Annotated in this window: 23 protein-coding genes and 1 tRNA gene; 7 read left to right on the top strand and 17 right to left on the bottom strand. The window is 59.9% G+C overall.

The window, feature by feature from the left end; genetic code table 11:
* Nucleotides 1-377: 377 nt before the first annotated feature.
* The 8 genes from ACM530_RS02620 to ACM530_RS02585 all read right to left on the bottom strand — a co-directional run bounded on the left by ACM530_RS02620 (nucleotide 378) and on the right by ACM530_RS02585 (nucleotide 8,667).
* Nucleotides 378-1,528 (bottom strand): IS3 family transposase gene (locus ACM530_RS02620; RefSeq protein ID WP_104502081.1). Its coding sequence is split into 2 segments (ribosomal slippage): nucleotides 378-1,294 and nucleotides 1,294-1,528, totalling 1,152 coding nucleotides; the frame shifts between segments, so codons are not numbered across the junction.
* Between the two features lie 48 nt (nucleotides 1,529-1,576).
* Nucleotides 1,577-2,617: a tyrosine-type recombinase/integrase gene (locus tag ACM530_RS02615; protein ID WP_416364208.1), complete on the bottom strand. Its 1,041-nt coding sequence runs from the start codon at nucleotides 2,615-2,617 to the stop codon at nucleotides 1,577-1,579.
* 908 nt (nucleotides 2,618-3,525) lie between these two features.
* On the bottom strand, nucleotides 3,526-4,155 hold the full coding sequence (locus ACM530_RS02610) for an HAD family hydrolase (protein ID WP_416364207.1): 630 nt from the start codon (nucleotides 4,153-4,155) through the stop codon (nucleotides 3,526-3,528).
* A gap of 343 nt (nucleotides 4,156-4,498) precedes the next feature.
* Nucleotides 4,499-4,572: transfer RNA gene (locus tag ACM530_RS02605), tRNA-Gly, on the bottom strand.
* A 294-nt stretch (nucleotides 4,573-4,866) separates the two neighbouring features.
* Nucleotides 4,867-5,751 carry an alpha/beta fold hydrolase gene (locus ACM530_RS02600; protein ID WP_262208700.1) on the bottom strand — a complete coding sequence of 295 codons (885 nt, stop codon included), beginning with the start codon at nucleotides 5,749-5,751 and terminating at the stop codon, nucleotides 4,867-4,869.
* Between the two features lie 304 nt (nucleotides 5,752-6,055).
* A complete protein-coding gene (locus tag ACM530_RS02595) occupies nucleotides 6,056-6,748 on the bottom strand; it encodes a pseudouridine synthase (protein WP_416364206.1) in 693 nt (230 codons plus the stop codon).
* On the bottom strand, nucleotides 6,748-6,960 hold the full coding sequence (locus ACM530_RS02590) for a cysteine-rich CWC family protein (protein WP_145162866.1): 213 nt from the start codon (nucleotides 6,958-6,960) through the stop codon (nucleotides 6,748-6,750). The genes ACM530_RS02595 and ACM530_RS02590 overlap by 1 nt, the downstream gene beginning before the upstream one ends.
* A gap of 84 nt (nucleotides 6,961-7,044) precedes the next feature.
* Nucleotides 7,045-8,667: a methyl-accepting chemotaxis protein gene (locus ACM530_RS02585; RefSeq protein ID WP_145162868.1), complete on the bottom strand. Its 1,623-nt coding sequence runs from the start codon at nucleotides 8,665-8,667 to the stop codon at nucleotides 7,045-7,047.
* A 262-nt stretch (nucleotides 8,668-8,929) separates the two neighbouring features.
* Between ACM530_RS02585 and ACM530_RS02580 the strand changes: the two genes are divergently transcribed.
* The gene (locus tag ACM530_RS02580; protein WP_242194112.1) at nucleotides 8,930-9,265 is read left to right on the top strand and encodes a hypothetical protein; all 336 of its coding nucleotides are present in this window, start codon (nucleotides 8,930-8,932) and stop codon (nucleotides 9,263-9,265) included.
* Between the two features lie 161 nt (nucleotides 9,266-9,426).
* Nucleotides 9,427-9,855, top strand: coding sequence for a DUF3757 domain-containing protein (locus ACM530_RS02575; protein ID WP_416364205.1), 429 nt, complete (start codon nucleotides 9,427-9,429; stop codon nucleotides 9,853-9,855).
* Between the two features lie 7 nt (nucleotides 9,856-9,862).
* Here ACM530_RS02575 and ACM530_RS02570 read toward each other — a convergent pair whose 3' ends face one another.
* The gene (locus ACM530_RS02570) at nucleotides 9,863-10,975 is read right to left on the bottom strand and encodes an enoyl-CoA hydratase/isomerase family protein (RefSeq protein ID WP_416364204.1); all 1,113 of its coding nucleotides are present in this window, start codon (nucleotides 10,973-10,975) and stop codon (nucleotides 9,863-9,865) included.
* 136 nt (nucleotides 10,976-11,111) lie between these two features.
* Between ACM530_RS02570 and ung the strand changes: the two genes are divergently transcribed.
* Nucleotides 11,112-11,804, top strand: a complete 693-nt coding sequence (gene ung / locus ACM530_RS02565) for a uracil-DNA glycosylase (RefSeq protein WP_262208691.1) — start codon at nucleotides 11,112-11,114, stop codon at nucleotides 11,802-11,804.
* Nucleotides 11,805-11,930: 126 nt separating this feature from the next.
* Here ung and ACM530_RS02560 read toward each other — a convergent pair whose 3' ends face one another.
* From ACM530_RS02560 to ACM530_RS02540, 5 genes are read right to left on the bottom strand one after another with little or no spacing between them, the layout of a single operon-like run.
* Nucleotides 11,931-12,968: an AbrB family transcriptional regulator gene (locus ACM530_RS02560; RefSeq protein ID WP_416364203.1), complete on the bottom strand. Its 1,038-nt coding sequence runs from the start codon at nucleotides 12,966-12,968 to the stop codon at nucleotides 11,931-11,933.
* Nucleotides 12,961-14,475, bottom strand: coding sequence for a tripartite tricarboxylate transporter permease (locus ACM530_RS02555; protein WP_106577026.1), 1,515 nt, complete (start codon nucleotides 14,473-14,475; stop codon nucleotides 12,961-12,963). The genes ACM530_RS02560 and ACM530_RS02555 overlap by 8 nt, the downstream gene beginning before the upstream one ends.
* Nucleotide 14,476: 1 nt before the next feature.
* On the bottom strand, nucleotides 14,477-14,935 hold the full coding sequence (locus ACM530_RS02550) for a tripartite tricarboxylate transporter TctB family protein (protein ID WP_242194097.1): 459 nt from the start codon (nucleotides 14,933-14,935) through the stop codon (nucleotides 14,477-14,479).
* Nucleotides 14,936-14,995: 60 nt separating this feature from the next.
* Entirely contained in the window at nucleotides 14,996-15,979 is a 984-nt protein-coding gene (locus ACM530_RS02545) for a Bug family tripartite tricarboxylate transporter substrate binding protein (RefSeq protein ID WP_370004338.1), read from the bottom strand.
* Nucleotides 15,980-16,012: 33 nt separating this feature from the next.
* Nucleotides 16,013-17,305: an OprD family porin gene (locus ACM530_RS02540; RefSeq protein ID WP_416364202.1), complete on the bottom strand. Its 1,293-nt coding sequence runs from the start codon at nucleotides 17,303-17,305 to the stop codon at nucleotides 16,013-16,015.
* A 235-nt stretch (nucleotides 17,306-17,540) separates the two neighbouring features.
* Between ACM530_RS02540 and ACM530_RS02535 the strand changes: the two genes are divergently transcribed.
* Together ACM530_RS02535 and ACM530_RS02530 are read left to right on the top strand one after the other, a co-directional pair.
* On the top strand, nucleotides 17,541-18,212 hold the full coding sequence (locus ACM530_RS02535) for a response regulator (RefSeq protein WP_416364201.1): 672 nt from the start codon (nucleotides 17,541-17,543) through the stop codon (nucleotides 18,210-18,212).
* Entirely contained in the window at nucleotides 18,205-19,590 is a 1,386-nt protein-coding gene (locus ACM530_RS02530) for a sensor histidine kinase (protein ID WP_242194093.1), read from the top strand. Before ACM530_RS02535 ends, ACM530_RS02530 begins: the two co-directional genes overlap by 8 nt.
* On the opposite strand, the gene ACM530_RS02525 is transcribed toward ACM530_RS02530, so the two are convergent.
* Nucleotides 19,591-20,412, bottom strand: a complete 822-nt coding sequence (locus ACM530_RS02525; RefSeq protein WP_416364200.1) for an HDOD domain-containing protein — start codon at nucleotides 20,410-20,412, stop codon at nucleotides 19,591-19,593.
* A 36-nt stretch (nucleotides 20,413-20,448) separates the two neighbouring features.
* Nucleotides 20,449-21,390: a YgfZ/GcvT domain-containing protein gene (locus ACM530_RS02520; protein WP_416364199.1), complete on the bottom strand. Its 942-nt coding sequence runs from the start codon at nucleotides 21,388-21,390 to the stop codon at nucleotides 20,449-20,451.
* A 140-nt stretch (nucleotides 21,391-21,530) separates the two neighbouring features.
* Between ACM530_RS02520 and ACM530_RS02515 the strand changes: the two genes are divergently transcribed.
* Nucleotides 21,531-21,785, top strand: coding sequence for a succinate dehydrogenase assembly factor 2 (locus ACM530_RS02515; protein WP_014717362.1), 255 nt, complete (start codon nucleotides 21,531-21,533; stop codon nucleotides 21,783-21,785).
* Nucleotides 21,769-22,215: a protein YgfX gene (locus ACM530_RS02510; RefSeq protein WP_145162889.1), complete on the top strand. Its 447-nt coding sequence runs from the start codon at nucleotides 21,769-21,771 to the stop codon at nucleotides 22,213-22,215. The genes ACM530_RS02515 and ACM530_RS02510 overlap by 17 nt, the downstream gene beginning before the upstream one ends.
* On the opposite strand, the gene nadB is transcribed toward ACM530_RS02510, so the two are convergent.
* Nucleotides 22,184-23,800 (bottom strand): L-aspartate oxidase, encoded by a 1,617-nt coding sequence (gene nadB / locus ACM530_RS02505; RefSeq protein ID WP_416364198.1) that lies wholly within the window; start codon nucleotides 23,798-23,800, stop codon nucleotides 22,184-22,186. The genes ACM530_RS02510 and nadB overlap by 32 nt on opposite strands.
* Nucleotides 23,801-24,219: the final 419 nt, after the last annotated feature.

Below are 24,219 nucleotides of genomic sequence, written 5' to 3'. Positions count from 1 at the left end.
TCATGGTTTTTTTTGAACGCGAACCAAGGTGCAGCTTAGCAGGTCTCTCTCAGCCCTGTGAGCCAGGGTAAGATACGTCCAACCACTCACCCCCGGAGCTCTCAGATCAGGAGGACATCACCTTTCCCCAAGCTGTCACCCCCCCCCATCGTTTTTTAGACTGCTCTCTAGGCCGTCTAGCCTGCATATGAGCTTGTAGGAAGTCAGTCGTACACCCCAGAGAGGGGGCGGAACTACTCGAAAGCGATTATTTGGTCGATAAGAATTAGATATAGTAAGTTCCTCGATTTTAGGTGAGGTCTCTCATAAAAAAGAGCCTTGCCTATGCTACAATTGGTGGGGCGTTATTAATGGCTAAGTGAATCGCCCCGGGTTTTCTAGACACTCTCAAGGCTCGCTGCGTAACGCTTTTCAAACTCTACCGGTGACAGCTGATTGTTGAAACTGTGGCGTCGTTTTGGGTTGTAAAACATCTCGATGTAATCGAACACATCATCTCGAGCATCCTGGCGTGTAGTGTAGATTTTACGCTTGATCCGTTCCCGCTTCAGCAACTGGAAAAAGCTCTCCGCCACAGCGTTGTCGTGGCAATTACCTCGACGACTCATGCTGGCTACCAGGTTGTTAGCTTTCAAGAAGCTTCGCCAGTCTGAGCTGCTGTACTGACTGCCTTGATCCGAGTGGATCATCACCTCTTGCTTCGGCTTACGTCTCCAAACCGCCATCAGCAGTGCATCAATGGCTACGTCGCTGGTCATCTGCGACTTCATTGACCAACCAATGATCTGGCGTGAAAACAGATCGAGCACCACGGCCAAATACAGCCAGCCTTCATATGTTCGGATGTAGGTAATGTCTGTGACCCAAACTTTGTTGGGTTCTCTGACATCGAATTGGCGCTTCAGTAAGTTCGGTGAGGCAACGGCTGGCTTACCGCCGTATTTTCCAGGCCTCCGTCGATACCCAGTCTGAGAACGTAAACCTTCAAGGCGCATCAACCTAGCCACCCGGTGACGGCCACAGCTCTCACCAACCTCTCGCAGGTCATCATGGATCTTTCGATAGCCATAAACGCCACCGCTTTCCAGCCAGGAGTGTTTGATCAATCCAAGCAGTCGCTGATCGTCCTTGGCTCGCGCAGATTTTGGTTCTGATAGCCACGCGTAGTAGCCGCTGGGATGAACCTTGAGCGTCAGGCAAAGCCGTCGAATCGCGTAATGACCCGCTTGCTGCTTAATAAAGGCGTACTTCAGCCGCACTCCTTGGCAAAGTACGCGGCGGCCTTTTTTAAGATGTCTCGCTCCTCCGTCACCCGTTTCAGCTCGGCACGTAGACGACGAACCTCAGCGCTCTGATCATCCTCCTCAACGCGCTGTTCCTGAGGCTTGGTGTAGCGCTTAACCCAGGCATAGAGGCTGTGCACAGACACACCCAATCGTGCAGCCACCTCCGAGACAGGAAGCTGCTTTTCGGTCACTTGCTTGACCGCCTGGATTTTGAATTCTTCGGGATAACGCTGGTTGCTCATGGCACCTCCTAATGGGCCTCATTTTAAGGCTTGGAGGTGTCTACGAAACTAGGGGCGATTCACTACCTCGTTGAGTTGGCCAGCCATGGAAAGGTCAGCGACCTCCATGACCATGTCGGTAATAATTTGATCGTCATGGCAGTAACGCATCGTGGTAGTTAGCTGTTTGTGGCCCATCAATCTCTGGATCTGATATATCTCCAGACCGAGTTTTTGACTCCCCTTGGCGCGAACACAATTCTTGAGCCACGTCGCGTAGAAGTGGCGCAGGCTATGGAGGCTGAAGAAGTGCTGTTTCTCTTCCCCTTCGATTTGTGCTTTCTTGAACGCTCGGTTGCACGTTCCATTTAGCGTTTTGAATGGGGTGGAGGTGCAGAGTGGCTCCCCGTACTTTTCAGGGGTCGTGTGCAGGAAGAGGTAGTCCTGTTCGATCACTTGAGGGCGTTCGTGCAGGTAGGCTTCCAAGGCATCGAAGAGCATGTCTTCCAGCGGTGCCAGGATGTAGATCCTAGTGGTTCTTCTGCCTTTGTTTGGTAGGCGCTTCTCTTCCTGCGTGATGGGGTTGCGGGCACCATCGGGGTCGTGCGCCTGCATGGATCTCTTTTTCAGGTCTATGTCGCTACGGCGCATCTGCAGGGCCTCGCTGAAGCGCAGGCCAGTGGCTGCAAGCATGAGCCACAGAAGGCGATCTCGACTGTTGTTGGCACGGTTGATTGCCGCGATCAGGCGGTTGCGGGGGAAATCTTTTCCCGCGAATGTTTGCTCCTTCACTTTGGTCGAGAGGCGGGGTTTGCGCCTTGTCGCTTTGAGCTTCGTGCCATTGATGCAGCTGGCGATGACGCTGTTCTGTACCAGTCGGAGGGTCTCGAAGTGTGATCGGGCCTGCTGTTGAGGTTGAAATGGAGGAAGTGGCGCTCGTGTCCGTTCACCTCCCAAGGCCCGCTCTAGCGCGTACTCCTGGTTCGCGAATCTCTCGCTGAACTCGCTGAATTTGTTGATGGCCGCGCAGTGCTTGCCGCACGAGGCCTTTGAAATCGGCGTTCTCCCAAGGCTCTGGGCTACTTGGGCCAGCTGGGGGTCGTCGATCAAGGCGGCGTCTTCCAGGAGGCGAGGATAGAGGCTCAGAGCTCGCTGGGCGTTCGTGGGCGAGGGGGGGTACCTAGATCCAGCAATCCCAGCTCGCACATGAAGTCGAGCATGTTAGCGACGTGCTCTGCGTAACCGTCTTGGGTGCTGTCAGAAATCCCTTGACCCTCCTTCATGTCCACGACGAATCGGTTAAAGAGGTCGACAGGTGCGCCTTCAGCGTCGAATAGCCGCCGGTACCTTCCCACCTGAACCATCGTGAAATTTTTCATCGATACGGCCTGACTTCAAAAGTCGACTTAGATAATAATTGACTATTAGTGTAAAGTGGTGTATATAATGATGACCGACGGCTGTGTGTTGTCAATTTTGCAGTTATATCGTTTAGCTATAGCGATAACTGTTGGTTATTGCGCATCCTATCCGTCCCTACCGCGCAGCCTCTTTTTTCAGGGTTTTGAGCAGGGGCCTTCTCAGGATTTCGCTCGAGCCTCGGGCGCATCACCGTGTAACCTTCTCATCTCCGCTTCATCCTTTGTGGCTATGAATAAGCGAGCCTGGATTTAGGTTTGGAGGTCGGGCGCGCGGGCGCTAGGCATCGATGCTGTCTCAGGGGGGGGGGCTCTGCGACCCCGCAGCGTTTCCCCTACTGCGGAGCCATGTCCCGCGTCTGGCTGATTTGCAGGACGCATACCCACGCCAGCGGCGTGTAAACCATTTTTTTGACTTGTAAACCTTGGCAGTTAACACATCAGAAAAATGGTTAACAGGCTTTGAGATTCTAGCCGCCTGATCGCTTGAGTACGGGGCCTATGTAGTCGAGTCCTGGCTTTCCTAAGCATCAAGCATTGGGCTGCGAAAACACCATCCGCAGAGTATTCCGTCGCGTCAGATCAAGGGCGCGCACCCGCTTAGAGAGTGTCCAGGACGGAGTCTGCGAACTCATCCAGGCTGGTGAAATCCTTCCCGCCGTTTCGGTTCAGGAGAAATCCCTGGATGCCCACGCACATTGGGCCGTCACGGTCGCACTTCTCTGAATCGCCGATCATCAGCACATTCTTTTCTCCACCATTATCGGTGATCTCCGCTCCCAAGAGCTCACAAGTGGCTCGGTAAAGGAATGGCTGGGGTTTCAGTGCTCCTACAGCGAAACTGAAACCAAAGGCGTCTACCGTTGGGTATAGACGCCGAACAGGCGCGCCATACGGGGCTGCCAAGTTAGAGGCGATAGCGATTTTCACGCCCTCAGCCTGCAATCTTTCAACCGCGTAAAGCCCGTCTTCGTAGGCTTCAATGCGGCTCAGCTCCGCTTCGAGAGCCCCCTGGATCTCGGTCATGAGCTCTGCAGGAACCTTGATCCCGAAGTGCTCTGCCGCATCGCTCAGACAGAGAGGGCGAGCCATGATGTGATGAAGGTCTTCTGGTCGTGGCCTGCGGCCCTGACGGATGCCTTCCTTAAGGATTTGGCGATATGGGTGGCTGGCTTTTGGAATGCGGACGAGGGTGCCGAACGCATCGAAGAGAACGAACTTGACGGACATCTGGGTGCCTTGATCGCAGTGGGACAACTGCTCGTGAGGTCAGAAATGATACCGTGAATCCAGGCCTAAGGGGCTTAGCTGGGCCAATGTGCCTGAGGCTGCTTTCGGAGGGGTGTCTAGCAATGGTGTGGCTATCTAGGCACATATAGCTTGCCGTCGATATGTGAATTCAAGGTGCACCTGAGTGCGCATTGCTTGTTGGTCAAGGCGGTAAATGCGTACTAGGAAACTCTGGCGTTGCAATTCGGATCTTTAGGCGTCGTTTCAGGGCGAGCGTCGTCGATCGGGTCAGCTGAGGGCTGAAGGAGGAGGGGTTAACTGGCTGAAATTTAACAAAAAAGTATGGAGCGGGTAGAGGGAATCGAACCCTCAACTAAAGCTTGGGAAGCTTTCGTTTTGCCACTAAACTATACCCGCTTTTGTGTTATCCAATGCGTACTCAGAGCAGTGCCGAGTAAGAACCCTCGTCGGAAGCTTGGGAAGCTACTGTTCTACCATTAAACTATACCCGCTCAGAGCGGCTGACTTTGTACCAGATGTTCATCGGGATTTGAAGTTTTTCTTCGAAAAATGTGTGGGTTGCGTCGCTCAAGCTCATGTGGAAGCTGGCTTGCCTGCGATACATCACCTGAGTGTGACTGACACACAGGTGCCTGCATCGCGGGCAAGCCCGGCTCCCGCCCAAGCGGGCGTTTATGCAGTGCTTTCATTTCAAATCGCAAAGGCATGCTGTGTCTGGCCCTGGTGGTAGCGCAAACGACTGACCTGTCGCTGTGGTTTCAAAAAGCCCACCACCGCGTCCCGGCTGTCCCGACACGCCGCCTTGTGCTCCATATCCAGAAAATGCCCGGTCGCCTGAATGGTGCTGAAGCTGCTCTTGGCCACATGCTGGCCAAACAGCTTGGCATCCTCGGCACTGGTGTACTCGTCCCATTCGCCATTCAAAAACAGCACTGGAATGTCGATTTGCCGCGCTGCCTTGAGGTAGCACAGGCGGTCGCTGTTGAGCACGTGGCTGATGTGAAAGTGCATCTGCCCGTATTCGTGCTCGGCCAGGCTGCTCACGTGTTTGTAGTTGAAGCGCTTGAACAGCGACGGCAGGTGTTTGCCGATAGTGCTGTTGACCAGGTGGCCGACGCGGTCGCGGTCGAGGTTGCCGAGGTAGTCTACACCGCGTTCAAGGTAATCGCGCATCGGCGCGTTGATCACCGGGGAAAACGAACTGATCACGGCCTTTTCCACACGGCGCGGGCGCGCAGCGAGGGCAACCAGGGTGGCAGCGCCGCCCCAGGAAAATGACAGCACGTGTTCGGCGGCGAAGTGGTCGATGAGTTCCAGCAGAATCTGGCCTTCGACTTCTTTCGTCAGCATCTGCTCGTGGCGGTTATGGATTTTGGAGCGGCCAGCGTAGGGCTGGTCGTACAAAACCACGTTGAACTGCGGGTACAGGCTTTTCACGGTTTGGGCGAAGGACGCCGTGGTGGCCATGGAGCCGTTGACCAGGATGATGGTCTTTTCAGCAGCATCCGCGCGATAGAACTCCGTGTAAACCCGATACTGACCCTGTATATCCAACACAGCGATTTCTGGCCTCATGTCGTAAGACTCCTGGCAAGCGGGTAGGGCGCGCAGATCACTCTGCACGAGCTTTATGACAGGTAGGCATACGCCTGGAAGAGGAGCACCCATGTCGGTCCGATGACGGCTGGCCGACGGCTGTTGTTAGGGCGGGCTGTTTGCCTGAGGGGCCCGTAGATCAAGCGCGGGCGGGGCAAGGTGTTTCTTGGAGGTTATAGGCGACTCGCCAGTCATAATTTGGCTGACGTCTTGATTCAAGCACCACAGACGCCAGGTCGCAAGCCAACAAGCTGGTTTATTGCCAGCACCGGCCGAACGGTCATCAGACCGCGAGGATTTCGTTTTCAGTCAGTGCCCGATATTCGCCCGGCGCCAGCGAGTCATCCAGCACCAATGGCCCCATCCGCTCACGGTGCAGGCCGATGACCTTGTTATCAAAGTGCCCGAACATGCGCTTGACCTGGTGATAGCGGCCTTCAATGATGCTCAGCCGCGCAGTCGTTGGCCCCAGCAGTGCCAGCTCGGCGGGCTGCGTGGTGAGGTCTTCAAACGCGAAATACACACCGGCTGCGAAGGTTGCCGCGTACGCCGGGGTGATGGCCTGTTCGGTTTCCACGCGATAAACCTTGGGCAGCTTGGTCTGCGGTTGGGTCAGGCGCCGTGACCATTGGCCGTCGTTGGTGATCAGCATCAGCCCGGTGGTGTTGAAATCCAGACGGCCGGCAATGTGCAATTCATCTTTGTCCGGCTCATCGAGTAAGTCCAGCACGGTCGGGTGCTGCGGGTCCGCTGTGGCGCTGACACACCCCTTGGGCTTGTGCAGCATGAAGTAGCGCGCCGGTTTACCTGCCTGCAGCACCTCACTGTCAACGCACACGCGGCTGAACTCACGCACCTCATGGTGCGGATCGCTGACCGCCACGCCATCGACAGTCACCCGTCGCTCAACCAGCAGCAAGCGCACTTGCTGGCGATTGAAGCGCGGCAGGTTACTGAGGAAACGATCAACCCGCATTACGTCGGCTCGACTCCGCGCAACTGCGCATCGACGTGGGCACATCGGGGGCACAGGCAGGCCTTGTTGCGCAACGCGTCGGGCAGGGCTTGCAGTACTGCCGGGTCGATGGTGACGCTGTAACACCAGCAGGCCTGGTCGACCGTACGTGGGTCAGCCAGGGCGCAGCCGTTGCGGGCGCCGCAGGCGGGGCAGAGTGATGGCGTGGTCATGGGCAGGTTCGGGCTGGATCGGACAAGTTTGCGTAGAGTCTCGGTGTGCGTTGTACGATACAGGGCCGACCCTGCCCAGGCTACTCAGAGCTGGAACTTGCTGACCAATACTTTAAACGAAGTGGCCAGGCGCGACAGGTCCTGGCTGGAGGCGTTGGTCTGATGGGCGCCGGCGGCCGTCTGGGTGGACAGGTCCTGGATGTTCAGCAGATTGCGGTCGACTTCGCGCGCCACCTGGGCCTGCTCCTCGGAGGCGGAGGCAATCACCAGGTTGCGTTCATTGATCTTCGCCACACTGGCGGTGATCCGTTGCAGCGCCTCGCCGGCATTCTGCGCCAGGGCCTGGGTGTCGGTGGCCCAGCTCAGGCTCTTGTTCATGGCTGCGACCGCATCGTCGGCACCGGTCTGCACTTCACCAATCATCTTCTCGATATCCACCGTGGACGTCTGCGTACGGTGGGCCAGCGCCCGCACTTCATCGGCGACTACTGCAAAACCACGCCCTTGCTCGCCCGCACGGGCGGCTTCAATGGCCGCGTTGAGGGCCAGCAGGTTGGTCTGGTCGGCGATGCCACGGATCACATCGATGACCTTGCCGATCTCTCGCACTTGGCTGGCGAGGTCTGCAACCGATTGGGTGGAGTCGTTGATCTCGACCACCATCGAACTCATGCCGGACACTGCCTGTTCCACTTGTTGGCGGCCATCTTCGGCCTCGGAGGTGGCCTGGCGCGAGGCTTCAGAGGTCGAGACCGCGTTGCTGGCCACCTCGTCCACGGCTGCGGTCATCTGGTTGACGGCGGTGGCCGCTTGTTGGATCTCATCATTCTGGCGGGTCAGGCCACGGCTGCTTTCATCGGTGACCGCGCTCAGTTCTTCGGCTGCCGACGCGAGCTGATCGGAGGCGTTGGCGATTTCCAAAAGAGTGCTTTTCAGGCCGCCCTGCATATCCGACAGCGCCATCAGCAATTGTCCGGCTTCGTCGGTGCGTTCGGTGACGATTGCCTGGGTCAGGTCACCCTTGGCAATGCGCTGTGCGCTTTCGACCGCCTGAGCGATGGGCCGGGTGATCAGGCGGGTGATCAACATGCCAACGATGATGGCAATGAGGAAGGCCAGCACTATGCCGCTGATCATCCACGTCAACGCGCTGTTGCGCAGCTCCTCGGCAGCGATCGCGCCTTCTTTGATCTGGCGGTTATTGGACTCGATCATCACGCGGATCAGCTCGCGCGCCTGGCGGAAGAGTTCATTGTTGGTGGTGTTGAGCAGGGTGCGGGCCTGATCGCCCTGGCCACTGTCGATCAGCGCCATGATGCGTTCGGAACTGCTGATGTAGGAGGGCCACATCTGGTCGAGTTTATCTCCGGCCGCCCGTTCGTCATCTTCCAGTGGGGTTGCGCGATAGGTGGCGTAGGACGCCTGGCTGCGCTTGAGTTCCTGGGCGATGTCCTGGCGCACACGGTCACGATCCTGGGGGGAAACGTCGCCTTTGCTGGCATCCATCAAGCGGTACAGGCCGCGGTTATGGGCGACCAGGCCGTTGAGGGTGGCGGCCGTGTTGCTCACCGACACCAGGTTATTGGAGAAGGTGAGCTCCAGTGCCGAAGAGAGGCGAACCACCCCTTTGATTCCCAGCAGGCCGACCCCTAGGGTGACCAGCGCACACAAGAGAAAGGAGAGCAGCAGTTTGGTTGAGATTTTCATGAGTCGAGTCCGGACGGGGTGGCGATGAGTGCATGCTAGGGCCTCCCTGGCGCCATGCGATGTCATAGTGACATTATGGTAATCAACAAAGTTGCGATCCAGATTAATTTACTGAATCGATACAGCCTGAGTAGATGTATCAAACCGTTACGAAAACGCACCAGATTCCGTTTTTGATGTCAGATGTTTCGTCATTCAGTGAAAGCTGAATGCCGCCCTCCCGCGTCGCTGGAGGTGCTCTTCCGCGGTCCAGGAGGCCGCCATGTATCGACGACTGCTGCTCAGCGCTTTACTCGGTCTGACCCTTTGCGCCTGTGTGCCTTATTACGATGGAGGTGCTACTTACTATCGCTCCGAGGTCTACACCGCGCCGGCACCGGCCTATTACTACGGTGGCCCTGCCTACTATCAATATGGGCGCAGCTACTATGCGCCGCCGCCACGTTACTATTCGGCGCCGCGCTATTACCAACCGGCCCCGCGTTATTACCCACGGCCCGCTTACCGGCCTTATCCAGGCCAGGGCTGGAACAATCGGTGGGGCAATGGCGGGCCGGGCCATGGTGGTGGACGCGGCGGCGGTGGCGGCCATCGTTGACAGGTAATGCCCCCAAGCGGCGCCCCAGGCGCCGCTTTTTTATGCCTGCCGTTCGTCGGCACTGTCATTTCTAACAGCTATCGCAAGCGTTTGATCTGCATTCCACTGCTGGGGACGCCGTTGTGCGTCTCTGAGGAGGCGGTGGGTTTATGGAATGCTCTTTGATCAAACGTGTGTGCTGGTTCTTATTGTTGGTGGGCGGCATCGCGCAAGCGAATGCGGAGCAGGGCTGTCCCTACCCTTCATCGGTCAAGTACGTGAGCGGCTATTTTCAAGCGTCGGATAAACACTCTCATTGGCGAAGCTCAAAGGTCGACGCCGATGACTTCGCGGATCGGTTTATCGGTGCGCTCTTCACCCCCGGCCAGGGCAAGGATCGCGAGAACGGCTACCTGGACCGCTGCGTTTATCGGATGGGCAGCGGGCGAAGCCTGGCGTTGCGGTATGACATGCCGGGGGCCCTCAGCACGATGTCGCTGACGAAGTCCCTGCATTGGGAACTCGCCACCGATCCACTCGAACAAGATGTCTACATTTGTCAGGACAGCCAGCCGGACAATTGTGCATTTACGGTCGGGCGCCAGAATTGATTGACTGTCAGTAGTCGGACAAGTCCGCCAGAGGGTGCCTGCCTTCCCACACCTTGGTGAAGTGCGCCTGCACCACAGCCTCCGGCACCGTGTTGATCTCGGGCCAATGCCAATGAGGTTGCTGGTCCTTGTCGATCAACCGTGCGCGTACGCCTTCGGCAAATTCCGGGTGACGGCAGCAATTGAGGCTCATGGTGTATTCCATCTGGAAGACCTCGGCCAATGACAAGTGCCGGGCGCGCTCGACCTGTTCCCACACCAGATGCGCCGTCAGCGGGCAGCCTTCGGCCAGCGTCTTGCCGGCACGGCTGAACAGCGGGTCGGCGTGGTCGCGCAACAGGTTCAAGGCGCGCCAGGCACAGCGCACATCGCCCACATCCAACCATTCATCGATCTGTGCGCGGCGGGGCAGCCACTGCGCCTCCGGTTGTTGGCTGACGGCTTCCTGGGCCAGTGCCTTGAGCAGGCTGTTGAGCTGCATCGCGGTCTGTTCCTGCCAGTTCAGTTGCAGCAAGCCTTCGATCAGTTCGTCTTGCTGGTCATCGCGCAGGAAGCGGTCGGCCAGGCCCAGGTCCACGGCATCGCGGCCGTTCATATGCGCGCCGGTGAGGCCCAGGAATAATCCCAGCTTGCCGGGCAAGCGTGACAGGAACCAGCTTGCGCCCACATCCGGGTACAGGCCGATGCTGATTTCGGGCATCGCCAAACGGCTGCTGGGGGTGACAATGCGTATTGCAGCGCTCTGCAGCAGGCCCATGCCTCCGCCCAGCACATAGCCGTGGCCCCAGCAGATCAGCGGTTTCGGGTACGTGTGCAGGCGATAGTCGAGGCGGTATTCCGCCGCAAAAAAATCGGCGGCCAGTGCCGGCACAACGCCGGGTCGTTCACGGCAGGCCTGGGCCAGGCTGCGTACTTCACCGCCGGCGCAAAAGGCCTTTGGCCCGTTGCCGCGCAGCAGTACGCAGACGATATTCGGGTCTTTGGCCCAGGCATCCAGACGTTCGGCCAGGGCCAGGATCATCGGCAAGGAAAGCGCGTTGAGCGACTTTTCGGCGTCCAGGCTGGCGATGCCAAGGCGGGCGCCGTCGCTGCCGGTCAGCTCTTCGAAGTGCAGGTTCATCGTGACCTCAATCGAGAAAGTGAAGGATCAGTATGATCGGTCCAACGGAAAGTGCCGGTGGTGTGTCAGATCAATTGACAAGCGGGGCCTGCTTTCCTAGGGTTCGCCCATTCTTTCTCTACGCGACGAACACACCATGACCGAAGGCGACCGTATCAAACTCGAACCCAGCTGGAAACACGCCCTGCGGGATGAGTTCGAGCAGCCCTACATGGCCCAACTGCGCGAGTTCCTGCGCCAGGAACACGCTGCTGGCAAAGAGATTTACCCGCCAGGCCCGCTGATTTTCAATGCGCTCAATTCAACGCCTTTGGACAAGGTCAAAGTGGTGATTCTGGGCCAGGACCCGTACCACGGGCCCGGTCAGGCCCACGGGTTGTGCTTCTCGGTGCAGCCGGGCGTGCCGACGCCGCCCTCGCTGGTCAATATTTACAAAGAACTCAAGCGCGACTTGAACATCGATATTCCCAACCACGGTTGCCTGCAAAGCTGGGCGGATCAGGGCGTGCTGATGCTCAACACCACCATGACCGTTGAGCGCGCCAATGCCAACGCCCATGCGGGCAAGGGCTGGCAGTTCTTCACGGATCGGATCATCGAAGTGGTCAGCGAACATCAGCCGCACCTGGTGTTCCTGCTGTGGGGCGCCCATGCGCAAAGCAAGCAGAAGCTGGTGGACGCGACCAAGCACCTGGTACTGACGTCGGTGCATCCGTCACCGTTGTCGGCGTATCGCGGGTTCTTGGGCTGCGGGCATTTCAGCCGTGCCAATAAATTTCTTGAGCAGAATGGCGAGACGCCGATTGAGTGGCGGTTGCCGCCTGTTTGAGGCCTGCCGCAATCCAATGTGGGAGCGAGCTTGCTCGCGAAGGCGGAGTGTCAGTCGCCAGATTTATTGACTGATCCACCGCATTCGCGAGCAAGCCCGCTCCCACATTTTGATTTGCGTCAGGGTTCAGGATTTTTCTGGCTGGCGGTTCCAGTACCGGAACAACGGCTCTGCCAGAAACAGCACGAACAACAAACGCATCACCTGCATCGCCGTTACCAATGGCACCGACAGCTGCAGGGTTTCGGCGGTGAGGCTCATTTCGGCGATGCCGCCGGGCATCATGCCCAGGGTCAGTGAGCGCAAATCCAGCTGCGTCAGCGCGCTCAAGCCCACGGCCGCCAGTGTTGCAAGCGCCATGGTCAAGGCCGTGCCGATCAAGGTGCGGCCCATGAACGACGGCGCCCGGCGAAAGAACTGACGGTTGAAATGGCAACCCAAGCCGCTGCCGATCAACCATTGGCCGATCTGGCTGCCGCCGTCGGGCAGGCCGTAGTGCAAGTCCCACACAACGCTGGCAGTTGCGCTGACCAACAAGGGCCCAAACAGCCACGGGTTCGGCTGACGTAAACGCTGCCAGCCCCAGGCGACCAGGGCTCCTATCGCAAACAGCAGCGCCAGCCAGCTCCAACTCACCGGCGCCGGATGAAACTGCGGCGCGCCGCCTTCCAGCCAATACTTGAAGATCGCCGGCACGCACAGCACCACCACCAGCACCCGCAGACTCTGGCCCGCCGCGACACGGCTGAGCACCGCGCCATTGCGTGCGCCGAGGTTGACCATCTCACCGGAACCGCCTGGCATGCTGGAGAAGAACGCGGTGGCGCGGTCTTCACCGCTGCGGCGCATCAACCACACGCCGATAATGCTCGACAGGCTGGTGATCAGTGCGCCGAAGAAGATCAGGCCGAAGTGGCTCATGACTTGCTCGATCACCACCGGGGTGAAGTGCAGCCCGATGCCGATGCCCACCACCCATTGGCCGCATTTGCGCCCGCCGGGAATTTCCGCCAGCTGCCACGGCGTGAGGCAGCGCACCAGGATAATCGCCAGCAACGAGCCGACCATATAAGGCAAAGGCCAGCCGACGAGGCTGGCCAGGTAACCGCCGGCCAGGCCGACCAGCGGTGTTGCCCACCATTGCTTAAAGGTGACCTCAGACATCGGCCAGGGCACGACGCTGCAGGGCACGTTTGCGGTAGATGCGCACCAGCGGGAAGGCCAGCATCAGCGCGGTCAGCACCCACACACCAAAGGTGATCGGGCTGGACCAGAGGATGTCCAGCGCACCGTTGGAAATCGACAGCGCGCGGCGCAGGTTCTGCTCCATCAGGCCGCCGAGGATGAAGCCCAGCAGCACGGGCGACAACGGGAAGTCCAGCTTGCGCAGGATGTAGCCGAAGATGCCGATGCCGACCATCAGAAACAGGTCGAAGGTGGTGGCGTGAACCGCATACACACCAATCGCGGTGATGATGGCGATCACCGGCACCAGCGCCCAGTTCGGCACGGCGAGGATGCGCGTGAAGATGCGGATCATCGGGATGTTGAGGATCACCAGCATGATGTTGGCGATAAACAACGACGCGATCAGGCCCCAGACGATGTCCGGTTGCTGTTGGAACAGCAGCGGACCCGGGGTGATGTTGTACAGCGACAACGCGCCGATCATCACAGCGGTGGTGCCCGAACCGGGTACGCCCAAGGTCAGCATCGGCACCAGCGCGCCACAGGCGGAGGCGCCGATTGCGGTTTCCGGAGCGGCGAGGCCGCGCATGTCGCCCTGGCCGAATTTACCGCTGGCACCGGCCAGGCGTTTTTCGGTCATGTAGGCAACGGCCGAGGCGAGTGTCGCGCCGGCACCCGGCAAGACGCCCATGATGAAACCCAGCAAGCCGCAACGGATGTTAACCACGAAGACTGCAGACGCTTCCTTCAGGTTGAACATCATGCGTCCGGTGGCTTTTACCGCTTCCTGGCCGCGGTGGGTTTTTTCCAGCAGCAACAGGATCTCGCTGATGGAGAACAAACCCAGGACCAATACGACAAACTGAATGCCGTCGGTGAGGTGGATGTTGTCGCCGGTAAAACGGTACACGCCGCTGTTGGCGTCGATGCCGACCGCTGAGAGGAACAGGCCGATCAGCGCCGCCACGAACGTCTTCAGCGGTTTGTCTCCGGCCATGCCGCCGAGGCAGACAATTGCGAACACCATCAGTACGAAATATTCCGCCGGGCCGAAGGCAATCGCCCATTTGGCCAGCAGCGGCGCAAACAGCACCATGCCGCAGGTGGCAATGAACGCACCGATGAACGAACTCCACGCCGACAACGACAGTGCCACACCGGCCAGGCCTTTGCGGGCCATCGGGTAGCCGTCGAGGGTGGTCATTACGGTGGACGCTTCGCCGGGAATGTTCAGCAGGATCGAGCTGATACGGCCGCCGTATTCGCAACCCAGGTAGACGGCAGCGAGCAGTATCAACGCCGACTCCGGCGGCAGCCCCAGGGCGAACGCGATGGGGATCAACAGCGCCACGCCGTTGATCGGGCCCAGGCCCGGCAGCAGGCCGACCACGGTGCCGATCAAGGTGCCGCACAGGGCAGTCACCAGGTTGTAAGGGGTCAGTGCAACGCCGAAGCCCTGGCCCAAGTAGCTGAACGTATCCATATCAGTTCTCCAGAACTTCAAGCAGGCCGAGGGGCAGCGGTACATCCATGGCTTTGTCGAACAGCAGGTAAAGACCGATTGCCATCAAGGTGACGATCACCACGCTGGGTAACCAGCGGCCGCCATACAGGCGCGCCATCGGGATGCCGATCAGCATGCTGCTGAGGATGAAGCCCAGAGGCTCGAACGTGCCGGCAAACACGATCAACAGCGCCACGCAGATGCCGATCTTGATCAGCGTGTCGCGGTCCAGGGCAGGTTCTTCTTCGGTGTGCTTGGTGGGCTGTGGGCGAAACAGCATGTAGATCAGGCCCAGGCTCATCAGCCCGAGCATCAGCAGCGGGTAGGCGCGAGGCCCGACCGGCTCGTAGGAAAACGCCGCCTGATACGGCCACGCCATCAGCGCGAGGCCGGCGCAGACCAGCAGCATGACTGAGGCGAAAATGCGTTGTAAGAGCATGTGAAACTCCTGGGCCGCGCCGCCCGTCGAGGAGGGCGCGGCCGTCCAAAAGAGGGGCGATTACTGGATCAGGCCGAACTCTTTGGCCAGCACTTTGTAGTCAGCCACCTGTTTCTTCACGTAGGTGTCCAGCTCCGGGCCGGTCATGGCGAACGGGAACAGCTCACGCTGGTCACGCAGCTTGGCGAACTCTTCGGAGGCCAGCAGTTTGTCGAACGCGTCTTTCCACCACGCGTAGTCGGCATCGCTGACTTTTGGCCCGAGGTAGAAGCCGCGTACCACCGGCCAGACGATGTCGTAGCCTTGCTCTTTGGCGGTTGGAATGTTCTTCATTTCCGGCTCGTCCAGGCGCTCTTCGGCAAACACGGCGAGCAGGCGCATGTCGCCGCTGAGGATGTGCGGCATGGAGTCGGAGATGTCGGTACTGCCCACCTGGATATGACCGCCGAGCAGTGCGGTGGCGATTTCACCGCCGCCTTCGAGTGCCACATAACGCAGGTCGCGCGGGTTGATACCGGCAGCCTTGGCGATCAGTGCGGTTTGCATCCAGTCCTGGCTGCCGACGGTGCCGCCAGAACCGATGACGACGCTGCCCGGATCTTTCTTCAGGGCTTTGACCAGATCGTCGAGGTTTTTGTAGGGCGAATCGGCTTTCACCGCGATGGCGCCGTAGCTGGTGCCGACGGCGGCGAGCCAGCGCACGGCGTTTTCATCAAAGCGACCGAACTTGCCTTGGGCCAGGTTCAGCAGCGAACCGCTGGACCACGCTACCAGCGTGCCAGCGTCCGCCGGGCGCTGAGCGACCACCGCGTTATAGGCCACCGCGCCCACGCCACCTGGCATGTAGGTGACGCGCATCGGCTTGCTCAGCAACTTTTCGTTGACCAGCGCGCTTTGCGCCAGTTTGCAGGTCAGGTCAAAGCCACCGCCGGGCGAGGCCGGGGCGATGCACTCCGGGCGCTTGGGTTCGTCGGCGGCCAACAGTTGGCCGGCGAACAGCATGCAGCCGGCGGCGAGGGCCAATTTACGCAGTGAATAGGTCATGTTTATCTCCGTCTTTGTTGTTATGAGTTGCGACTACCAAAGCGCAATGCTGTAGCTCACCAGCACACGCACTTCGTCGGCATCACGTGCCGAATAGTTGGAGCGGTAGGTGGCGTTACGCAGGCGCAGGGCGACATCCTTGAGCGTGCCGCTTTGCACCACGTAGCGGATCTCGCTGTTGCGCTCCCACTCCTTGCCGGTCTCGCCGTTGCGAAGCCTGATGTTGTCACCCGACAGGTAACGGCTCATGAAACTCAGGCCGGGAATGCCCAACTTGGCGAAGTCATAGTCGTAGCGCGCCTGCCAGGAGCGCTCTTGTGCGCCGGCAAAGTCGTTGATCTGCACGAAGTTGACCAGGTACGGGTCGCTGCCATCCACGTAGGGAAAGGCGCTGTCGCCGGACATGTGCTGGTAGCCGGCGCTGAGCTTATGGCCATTGAGGGCATAGCTGAACAGGCCGTTGAGGGATGTGTTGTCGATGTTGCCGCCGCGGGCGCTGCCGGTGTCATCACTGATGGCCAGGCGCAGGTCGGCGCCGAAAGTGCCGGGGCCCACTGGGCGTGAGGCCACAAGGCCCAGGAAGTGCTGGCGGTACACGTCATCGAGCTGGGCGAAGTGGTAGCTGCCGGTGATCTTGTCGGCAAACGTGTAGTCCACGCCGCCGAAGTTGAAGTGCTTGCCAGTGGCGCCGCTGACGAAGCGGCTGTTTTTGTTGTTGAGGGCGATGTCTTCGTAGCTGGTGTCGTCACGGTCCTTGGCCTTGTCCAGACGGCCGCCGGTGAACACCAGGTTCTTGAATTCTTTGGAGGTCAGCAGGCCGCCGTTGAAGGTCTGCGGCAGGATGCGCCCGTCGTTGGGCTTGAGGATCGGCAGTTCGGGGATCAGCGCGCCGATTTTCAGTTCGGTGGCGGAGATCTTCACTTTGCCGGTCAGGCCCAGCTTGGAGTATTCGTTGGCGGCGCGGCCGTCGTCGTGGGTCGGCAACAGGCCGGTGCCGGTGCGGTCGGGGCTGGAGTCGAGCTTGACCCCAAGCATGCCCAGCGCATCCACGCCAAACCCGACAGTGCCATCGGTGTAGCCCGATTGCAGGTTGAGCATGAACCCCTGGGCCCATTCGTCACGCTTGGATTGCTGGGCACTGGTACCGTCGCGAAAGTCGCGGTTGAAGTACATATTGCGGGTTTCGAGGGTGGCGCTGCTGTCTTCGAAGAAGGCAGCCTGGCTCAGTGGCGAAAAGCCGGCAAGGGCGGTGGCACTGGCAAGGGCGGTCTGGGCAAGGCGAGAAAAACGAACAGGCGGGCAAGCCTGTGGCTGTGTCGACAGCATCGTTGTGTACTCCGTTATTGTTCTTATTTTTGCGAAAACGCTTCGAGGCGTTTTTCTGGCACTACGGATTAGGTAGCTCGGCGGGCATGACCCACCGTGGCTGGATGCTAAAGGGCGAAGCTTTCACTAACCTTTCAGTTGCCTTTCAATGTTTTCGGGCTTCACAGGGCAGGCGGCGCCTGTAAACTGCCCCGCAAAGCGTGGCGTCGACCATGCCCGAATGAGGTGAAAATCCATGCGTGTCCTTCTGGTTGAAGACCATTTGCAACTCGCCGAAAGTGTCTCCCAGGCGCTCAAGAGCACGGGTTTGACTGTCGACGTGTTGCACGATGGCGTGGCCGCAGACCTGGCCTTGAACAGTGAGGAATATGCGGTGGTGATCCTCGACGTGGGGCTGCCGCGCATGGACGGTTTTGAAGTGTTGGCGCGTCTGCGCGCGCGTGGGAAAAATCTGCCTGTGTTGATGCTGACGGCGCGCAGTGATGTGAAAGACCGCGTACACGGCCTGAACCTGGGCGCCGATGACTACCTTGCCAAGCCGTTTGAATTGACCGAGCTGGAGGCGCGGGTCAAAGCGCTGTTGCGCCGCAGCGTACTGGGGGGGGAGCGCCAGCAAGCGTGCGGCGTGCTGGTCTACGATCTGGATACCCGGCGTTTCACCGTGGGTGGTGAACTGCTGACGTTGACTTCCCGCGAGCAAGCGGTGCTGGAAGCGCTGATCGCACGCCCTGGTCGGGTAATGAGCAAGGAGCAATTGGCGTCGCAGGTGTTCGGCCTGGATGAAGAGGCCAGCCCCGACGCCATCGAAATCTACGTGCACCGCCTGCGCAAGAAGCTCGACGGCCAGCCTATCGCCATCGTGACTTTCCGTGGCCTTGGCTATCTGCTGGAAGCCCGCGATGCATAAGCCCAGCAGCCTGCGCTGGCGCCTGCTGTGGAACCTGGCGCTGTTGCTGGTGGTATTGATGCTCGCCAGCGGCATGAGCGCCTACTGGAATGGGCGCGAAGCCGCCGACACCGCTTACGACCGCACCTTGCTGGCGTCAGCGCGCACCATCGCCGCCGGCTTGACCCAGGTGGATGGCACCCTGAGCGCGAATGTGCCTTATGTGGCGCTGGACACCTTTGCCTACGACAGCGCCGGGCGTATTTACTATCAGGTCAATGACATTGATCGCAAGCTGATCTCCGGTTACGAAAACCTCCCCGGCCCGCCGCCGGGCACGCCGCGCACGGACGACTACCCGGCGCTGGCGCGGTTTTACAACGCCACCTACCAGGGCCAGCATGTACGCGTGGTGAGTTTGCTCAAGGCTGTCTCCGAACCGAACATGAATGGCATGGCCGAAATTCGCGTTGCAGAAACCGATGAAGCGCGCGAAAGCATGGCCCGTAGCCTGCTGGCCGACACCTTGCTGCGCCTTGGGATGTTGGCCGTCGGCGCATTGTTGCTGGTGTGGTTTGCCGTCAGCGCGGCGCTGCGTCCGCTGGAGCGCTTGCGCACTGCCGTTGAGGAGCGTCAGCCCGACGACTTGCGGCCATTGCCGTTGGTCGAAGTGCAGCATGAGTTCGGTCCTCTGGTGCGCTCCCTCAATCACTTCACCGAGCGCCTGCGCGGCCAGTTCGAGCGCCAGGCGCAGTTTATCGCCGACGCCGCCCACGAATTGCGCACCCCGCTGGCGGCACTGAAGGCGCGTTTGGAACTCGGCCTGCGCAGCGACGCCCCGGCGACGTGGCGCAGCACCCTGGAAACTGCCGCCCAAGGCACCGACCGTCTCACCCATTTGGCCAACCAACTGCTGTCGCTGGCACGCATTGAAAACGGCGCGCGAGCGATTGCCGAAGGCGGGGCGCAATTGCTCGACCTCAGCCAACTGGCGCGGGAATTGGGCATGGCCATGGCACCGCTGGCGCATGCGCGCGGCGTTGCGCTGGCGTTGGAGGCGGATGAGCCGGTGTGGCTGCGGGGCGAGCCGACCTTGTTGAACGAGTTGCTGAGCAACCTGGTCGATAACGCCCTGGCCCACACACCGCCCGGAGGCAACGTGATTTTGCGGGTCACGGCGCCCGCGATTCTGGAGGTGGAAGATGATGGCCCGGGCATCCCGCTGGATGAGCGGGACCGGGTATTCGAGCGTTTCTACCGCCGCAGCCAACAGGGCATGGGCTCAGGTTTGGGGCTGGCGATTGTCGGTGAGATCTGCCGCGCACACTTGGCGCAGATCAGTCTGCATGACGGCGAGTTGGCGGGGTTGAAGGTGCGCGTGAGTTTTATCGCGGGTTGATCAGTAAAACATCGAGCGCGCTTCTTCCAGCTCGGCACGCAGGGCATTGCTGTAGAGGTCGACGCGTAGCTTCTGGATCGCCGGCAGGCTGGCAACCGATACATTCGCCAGCGGATGATCGGTGCCCCGGTGGCAATACAGCACGGCGACTTGCACCAGGTCGATGTAGTCCAGGCTCGCGGAGTCGCGTTCCAGGTCCAGGTATTGCCCTGGCAGCTTCGCGAGCATCTCCGGAAAATCCCAGTCACCCAGCAGTTTGTCGCCCAACAGCGGGTGAATGCTCTCTATCACATGGTTGAGGCTGACCGGGTCGGAGAGCAGTTCGTAACGGTCTTCGGCATAGGCGAGGATCGGCAGCACGCCAATCTGATGCACCAGACCGCCGAGCGCTGCCTGGTCAGGTTTCAGCTGGCTGTGGCTGCGGCACAAGGCATAGCTCACGCCTGCTACTTCCAGGCTGCGGCGCCACACTTCGCGCATTTTCAAATCGACGACTTCGGAGCGGGCGTGGAAGATCTGCTCCATCACCAGGCCAATGGCCAGGTTGCTGCTGTAGTTGGTGCCCAGCCGGGTGATGGCGGTATGCAGGTCGGTGACTTCCTGGGTCGCGCGCATCAGCGGGCTGTTGACCACTTTGATCAGGCGTGCCGACAGGGCGGTGTCGCGAGCGATCACTTTGCTCAAGTGGCTGATGCTAATTTCCGGGTCTTCGGCGGCCTGACGTATGTTCAGGGCCACTTCCGGTAATGTCGGCAGAACCAGGTCATCGTCGTCGATGGCCGTCACTAAAGCCTGTTGGACTTTTTCCGCCAGCTTGTTCATTCATGTTCTCTAGGGTGCTGCAAAAAAGTGCGGCGATTAACGCTGGATCTCTTTATCGCGATCCAGTTGGTAAGGCAGATCGAGCAACTGCAAGCTCGGGCCTTCCAGGGTGCCTAAGTGCACATCGCCACTGTCGGCAGCTTCGGCCTGCAGCACGGCCAGAAGTTCCACGCATTGGTCAGCTTTTGCTGCAATCACCACCTCACCGATAGCACTGTTGTGGCTGGGCGCGAACAGCGGGGTGCCTGGCTCGGGCAATTCGGTTGCATCAAGGCTCAAGCGATACAGGCGACGCTTGAGTTTGCCCAGGTATTGCATGCGCGCGACGATTTCCTGGCCGGTGTAGCAGCCTTTCTTGAAGCTGACGCCGCCGACGGCCTGCAGGTTAAGCATCTGCGGGATAAACAGTTCGCGGGTCTGAGGCATGACCTGGCCGATGCCGGCGCGGATCTGGCCCAGCAGCCATTGATTCAAGTCAGCAGGTTGCAGCTGTGTGGCCAGCTGAGCGCGCACGGTTTCGGCGTGTTCGACGGGCACCCAGAGTTCGCTGCGGCCAGGGGAAACGCGAATGGCGATCAATGTGTCGCTGCGCGTTACGCTGTCGGTTTCGGCAGGCAGCTCAAGGCCAAGGGAGGCGAGGGCCTGATCCGCATTCGACAGGCCGAAACGCACCCAGGCGGCGCTTTCGTCGGTAAGTTTGGATTTGGAGAACACCGCGTATTTTTTCAAATCTGCCAGTTGCGGTTCGAGCAGTTCGCTGGCCATGGCCAGGAGCACGCCGTCGCCTTGCAGCAGGATGCGAAAGCTCGACTGCATACGGCCTTTTTGCGTGCAGCGAGCGCCGAGGCTCGCCTGGGTGTCACTCAGGTAATTGAGGTTGCAGGTCAGTTGCCCTTGCAGGAACTTGGCAGCGTCGGCGCCGCGGACGGCAAGCACGCCTTCGTGTGACAAGGGGCAAAAAAAAGCGGAGTCAGCCATGGGTCATCGCAGGTCAAAAAGTCATGGGTGCATCATAGAGGGGCGTCCGGCAAATGGATAGTTTCCGTATGGTGCGACCAAAGCCGACTGGTCCGGTGCTGTCGGGCCTGTATACTTGCGCTCTATTTGAGGAGCGCTCCATGGTCGAAGATGTAGAAATCAATCGCCTCTACTGGCACAGCCGTCGCGGCATGCTGGAGTTGGATGTGTTGCTGGTGCCTTTCACCAAAGAGGTGTACGCGACGCTCAATCAGGTGGACCGCGACCTCTACGTCAGGCTGCTGACTTGCGAAGATCAGGACATGTTCGGCTGGTTCATGGAGCGCGCCGAATCTGAAGATCCGGAGCTGCAGCGCATGGTTCGGATGATTCTGGATCGTGTCCAGCCCAAGTAATCACTTCGAATGCCGCTGGCAGGCCTCACGGCTATTGCTGGCGGCCTATCTGCTTGCCCAGCTGTTCGCGTTGGGCGCCTTGCTGCTTGGGGATCTACCGTTCTACGGCCTCGGCATTCTGTTGTGTCTGGCCCACGCCGTGTGGGTTTTGCCGCGTCATATCCTGTTAAACCACCGTTCGTCGATTCGTGGCCTACGCCGCGATGAAGACGGCTGGCAGCTATTCTGTGATGAGCGCGGCTGGCACCCTGTGCAACTGCGTCCCGACAGCCTGGCATTACCGTTGATCGTGGTGCTGCGCTATCGGGTGCAGGGAGAATGGCGGGTGCGTTCGATCTGCGTGCCCAGGGACGCGCAGGCTGCCGACGTGCATCGGCGCCTGCGGGTTCGCCTGAAGTTCAGCCGCCGTAGGTGGCTGGCACCAGAATAGTGTCACGGGCCTCGGGCAGCATCTGCGGGTAGTCGAGGGTGTAGTGCAGGCCGCGGCTCTCCTTGCGCGCCATGGCAGAGCGGATCATCAGTTCCGCCACCTGCGCCAGGTTGCGCAATTCGATCAGGTCACGGCTGACTTTATAGTTGCTGTAGAACTCGTCGATCTCGTCCAACAGCAACCGCACGCGGTGTTGAGCGCGTTGCAGGCGCTTGTTCGTGCGCACGATCCCCACGTAGTCCCACATGAAGCGGCGCAGCTCGTCCCAGTTGTGGGCGATGATCACGTCTTCGTCCGAATCGGTGACCTGGCTGGCGTCCCAGCGGGGCAGGGCGGCGGGTACCGGGATGCGGGGCAGTTGTTCGAGGATGTCGGCGGCGGCGGAGCGGGCGTAGACGAAGCATTCGAGCAGCGAGTTGCTGGCCATGCGGTTGGCGCCGTGCAGGCCGGTGAAGCTGGTTTCGCCGATTGCATACAGGCCAGGCACGTCGGTGCGGCCGTGTTGGTCCACCACCACACCGCCGCAGGTGTAGTGCGCGGCCGGCACTACCGGGATCGGGCCTTGGGTGATGTCGATGTTGAACGCCAGGCAGCGCTCGTAGACGGTGGGGAAATGGGTCTTGATGAAGGCTTCGGGCTTGTGGCTGATGTCCAGGTAGACGCAGTCGATGCCCAGGCGCTTCATCTCGTGGTCGATGGCGCGGGCGACAATATCCCGCGGCGCGAGCTCAGCGCGAGGGTCGAAGCGTTGCATGAAGCGCTCGCCATTTGGCAGTTTCAGGTGCGCACCTTCACCGCGCAGGGCTTCGGTGATCAGGAAGCTCTTGGCCTGCGGGTGATAAAGGCAGGTGGGGTGGAACTGGTTGAATTCCAGATTCGCGACGCGGCAGCCCGAACGCCACGCCATGGCAATGCCATCGCCGCAGGCACCGTCGGGGTTGCTGGTATAGAGATAAACCTTGGCCGCGCCGCCCGAGGCGAGAATGGTGAAGCGCGCGCCGTAGGTGTCGACTTCGCCGCTGGCGCGGTTGAGCACGTAGGCGCCGAGGCAGCGTTCGCCTGCCAGGCCCAGGCGCTTTTCGGTGATCAGGTCGACGGCTACCCGTTGTTCCAACAGCTCGATGTTGGGGCGTTGGCGGGCCTGCTCTAGAAGGGTTTTGAAAATGGCGGCACCGGTGGCGTCAGCCGCATGGATGATGCGGCGATGGCTGTGACCGCCTTCGCGGGTCAGGTGGAATTCAAATCCGCCGTCGTCGCTGCCGGCATGCTCGTCGCGGGTGAACGGCACGCCCTGGTCGATCAGCCATTGGATGGCTTCGCGGCTGTGCTCGACGGTGAAGCGTACGGCGTCTTCGTTGCACAGGCCGCCGCCGGCGTTAAGGGTGTCTTCGACGTGGGATTGCACGGTGTCAGTGTCGTCCAGAACTGCCGCGACGCCGCCCTGGGCCCAGAATGTCGAGCCGTTGGCCAGATCGCCTTTGCTCAGCACCGCAATGCGCAAGTGGCTGGGGAGCGTCAGCGCCAGGCTCAAGCCGGCCGCGCCACTACCGATCACCAGGACATCGTGTTGAAACTGTTGGCTCATTAGCAGGATTCCGCAAAAAGCGATCCAAAGGGGTGGCGCGAACAGGACGCCTGGATCGGCGAATCAAAGGGTCACACGGGCCACTAGTATATAGAGGGGGGGAGCGGCACAATAGCCGGGCATTCGTGGCAATGTGAGATTACGGTGCGCAGCTTGGGTAAAATCGGCTGGTTATTGAGACGGGAACTTTTTGCATAAGCCCTGACTCAATAGCAGGTTGCCCGAAAGCTGGGAAAACGTTGAGTTTATTGGCCCGTCGGGAGCATTGGACGCGTCAGAAAACCGGCGACAAGATTATTCGCGCAGCCGGCAATGCCCGTGCTGCGTTTTTCGTGTGTGCCAAATCAGTGCGCGCCGGAAACTTGCTTGGAGGGGGAGAACTTTTGCGAAAAGTCCGAGTCTATGTTTGCAAGCCTGAT

Source organism: Pseudomonas sp. NFX183 (assembly GCF_047943075.1).
Taxonomy (GTDB): domain Bacteria; phylum Pseudomonadota; class Gammaproteobacteria; order Pseudomonadales; family Pseudomonadaceae; genus Aquipseudomonas.
The sequence above is the reverse complement of the archived record's forward strand: the minus strand, read 5'-3'. Positions and strand labels throughout refer to the sequence as shown.

Bases quoted from the DNA above. Each gene is read 5' to 3' on its own strand.
- ACM530_RS02610 (WP_416364207.1), bottom strand. From the start codon at position 4,155: ATGTCCGTCAAGTTCGTTCTCTTCGATGCGTTCGGCACCCTCGTCCGC.
- ACM530_RS02600 (WP_262208700.1), bottom strand. From the start codon at position 5,751: ATGAGGCCAGAAATCGCTGTGTTGGATATACAGGGTCAGTATCGGGTT.
- ACM530_RS02595 (WP_416364206.1), bottom strand. From the start codon at position 6,748: ATGCGGGTTGATCGTTTCCTCAGTAACCTGCCGCGCTTCAATCGCCAG.
- ACM530_RS02590 (WP_145162866.1), bottom strand. From the start codon at position 6,960: ATGACCACGCCATCACTCTGCCCCGCCTGCGGCGCCCGCAACGGCTGC.
- ACM530_RS02585 (WP_145162868.1), bottom strand. From the start codon at position 8,667: ATGAAAATCTCAACCAAACTGCTGCTCTCCTTTCTCTTGTGTGCGCTG.
- ACM530_RS02580 (WP_242194112.1), top strand. From the start codon at position 8,930: ATGTATCGACGACTGCTGCTCAGCGCTTTACTCGGTCTGACCCTTTGC.
- ACM530_RS02570 (WP_416364204.1), bottom strand. From the start codon at position 10,975: ATGAACCTGCACTTCGAAGAGCTGACCGGCAGCGACGGCGCCCGCCTT.
- ung (WP_262208691.1), top strand. From the start codon at position 11,112: ATGACCGAAGGCGACCGTATCAAACTCGAACCCAGCTGGAAACACGCC.
- ACM530_RS02560 (WP_416364203.1), bottom strand. From the start codon at position 12,968: ATGTCTGAGGTCACCTTTAAGCAATGGTGGGCAACACCGCTGGTCGGC.
- ACM530_RS02555 (WP_106577026.1), bottom strand. From the start codon at position 14,475: ATGGATACGTTCAGCTACTTGGGCCAGGGCTTCGGCGTTGCACTGACC.
- ACM530_RS02550 (WP_242194097.1), bottom strand. From the start codon at position 14,935: ATGCTCTTACAACGCATTTTCGCCTCAGTCATGCTGCTGGTCTGCGCC.
- ACM530_RS02545 (WP_370004338.1), bottom strand. From the start codon at position 15,979: ATGACCTATTCACTGCGTAAATTGGCCCTCGCCGCCGGCTGCATGCTG.
- ACM530_RS02540 (WP_416364202.1), bottom strand. From the start codon at position 17,305: ATGCTGTCGACACAGCCACAGGCTTGCCCGCCTGTTCGTTTTTCTCGC.
- ACM530_RS02535 (WP_416364201.1), top strand. From the start codon at position 17,541: ATGCGTGTCCTTCTGGTTGAAGACCATTTGCAACTCGCCGAAAGTGTC.
- ACM530_RS02530 (WP_242194093.1), top strand. From the start codon at position 18,205: ATGCATAAGCCCAGCAGCCTGCGCTGGCGCCTGCTGTGGAACCTGGCG.
- ACM530_RS02525 (WP_416364200.1), bottom strand. From the start codon at position 20,412: ATGAACAAGCTGGCGGAAAAAGTCCAACAGGCTTTAGTGACGGCCATC.
- ACM530_RS02520 (WP_416364199.1), bottom strand. From the start codon at position 21,390: ATGGCTGACTCCGCTTTTTTTTGCCCCTTGTCACACGAAGGCGTGCTT.
- ACM530_RS02515 (WP_014717362.1), top strand. From the start codon at position 21,531: ATGGTCGAAGATGTAGAAATCAATCGCCTCTACTGGCACAGCCGTCGC.
- nadB (WP_416364198.1), bottom strand. From the start codon at position 23,800: ATGAGCCAACAGTTTCAACACGATGTCCTGGTGATCGGTAGTGGCGCG.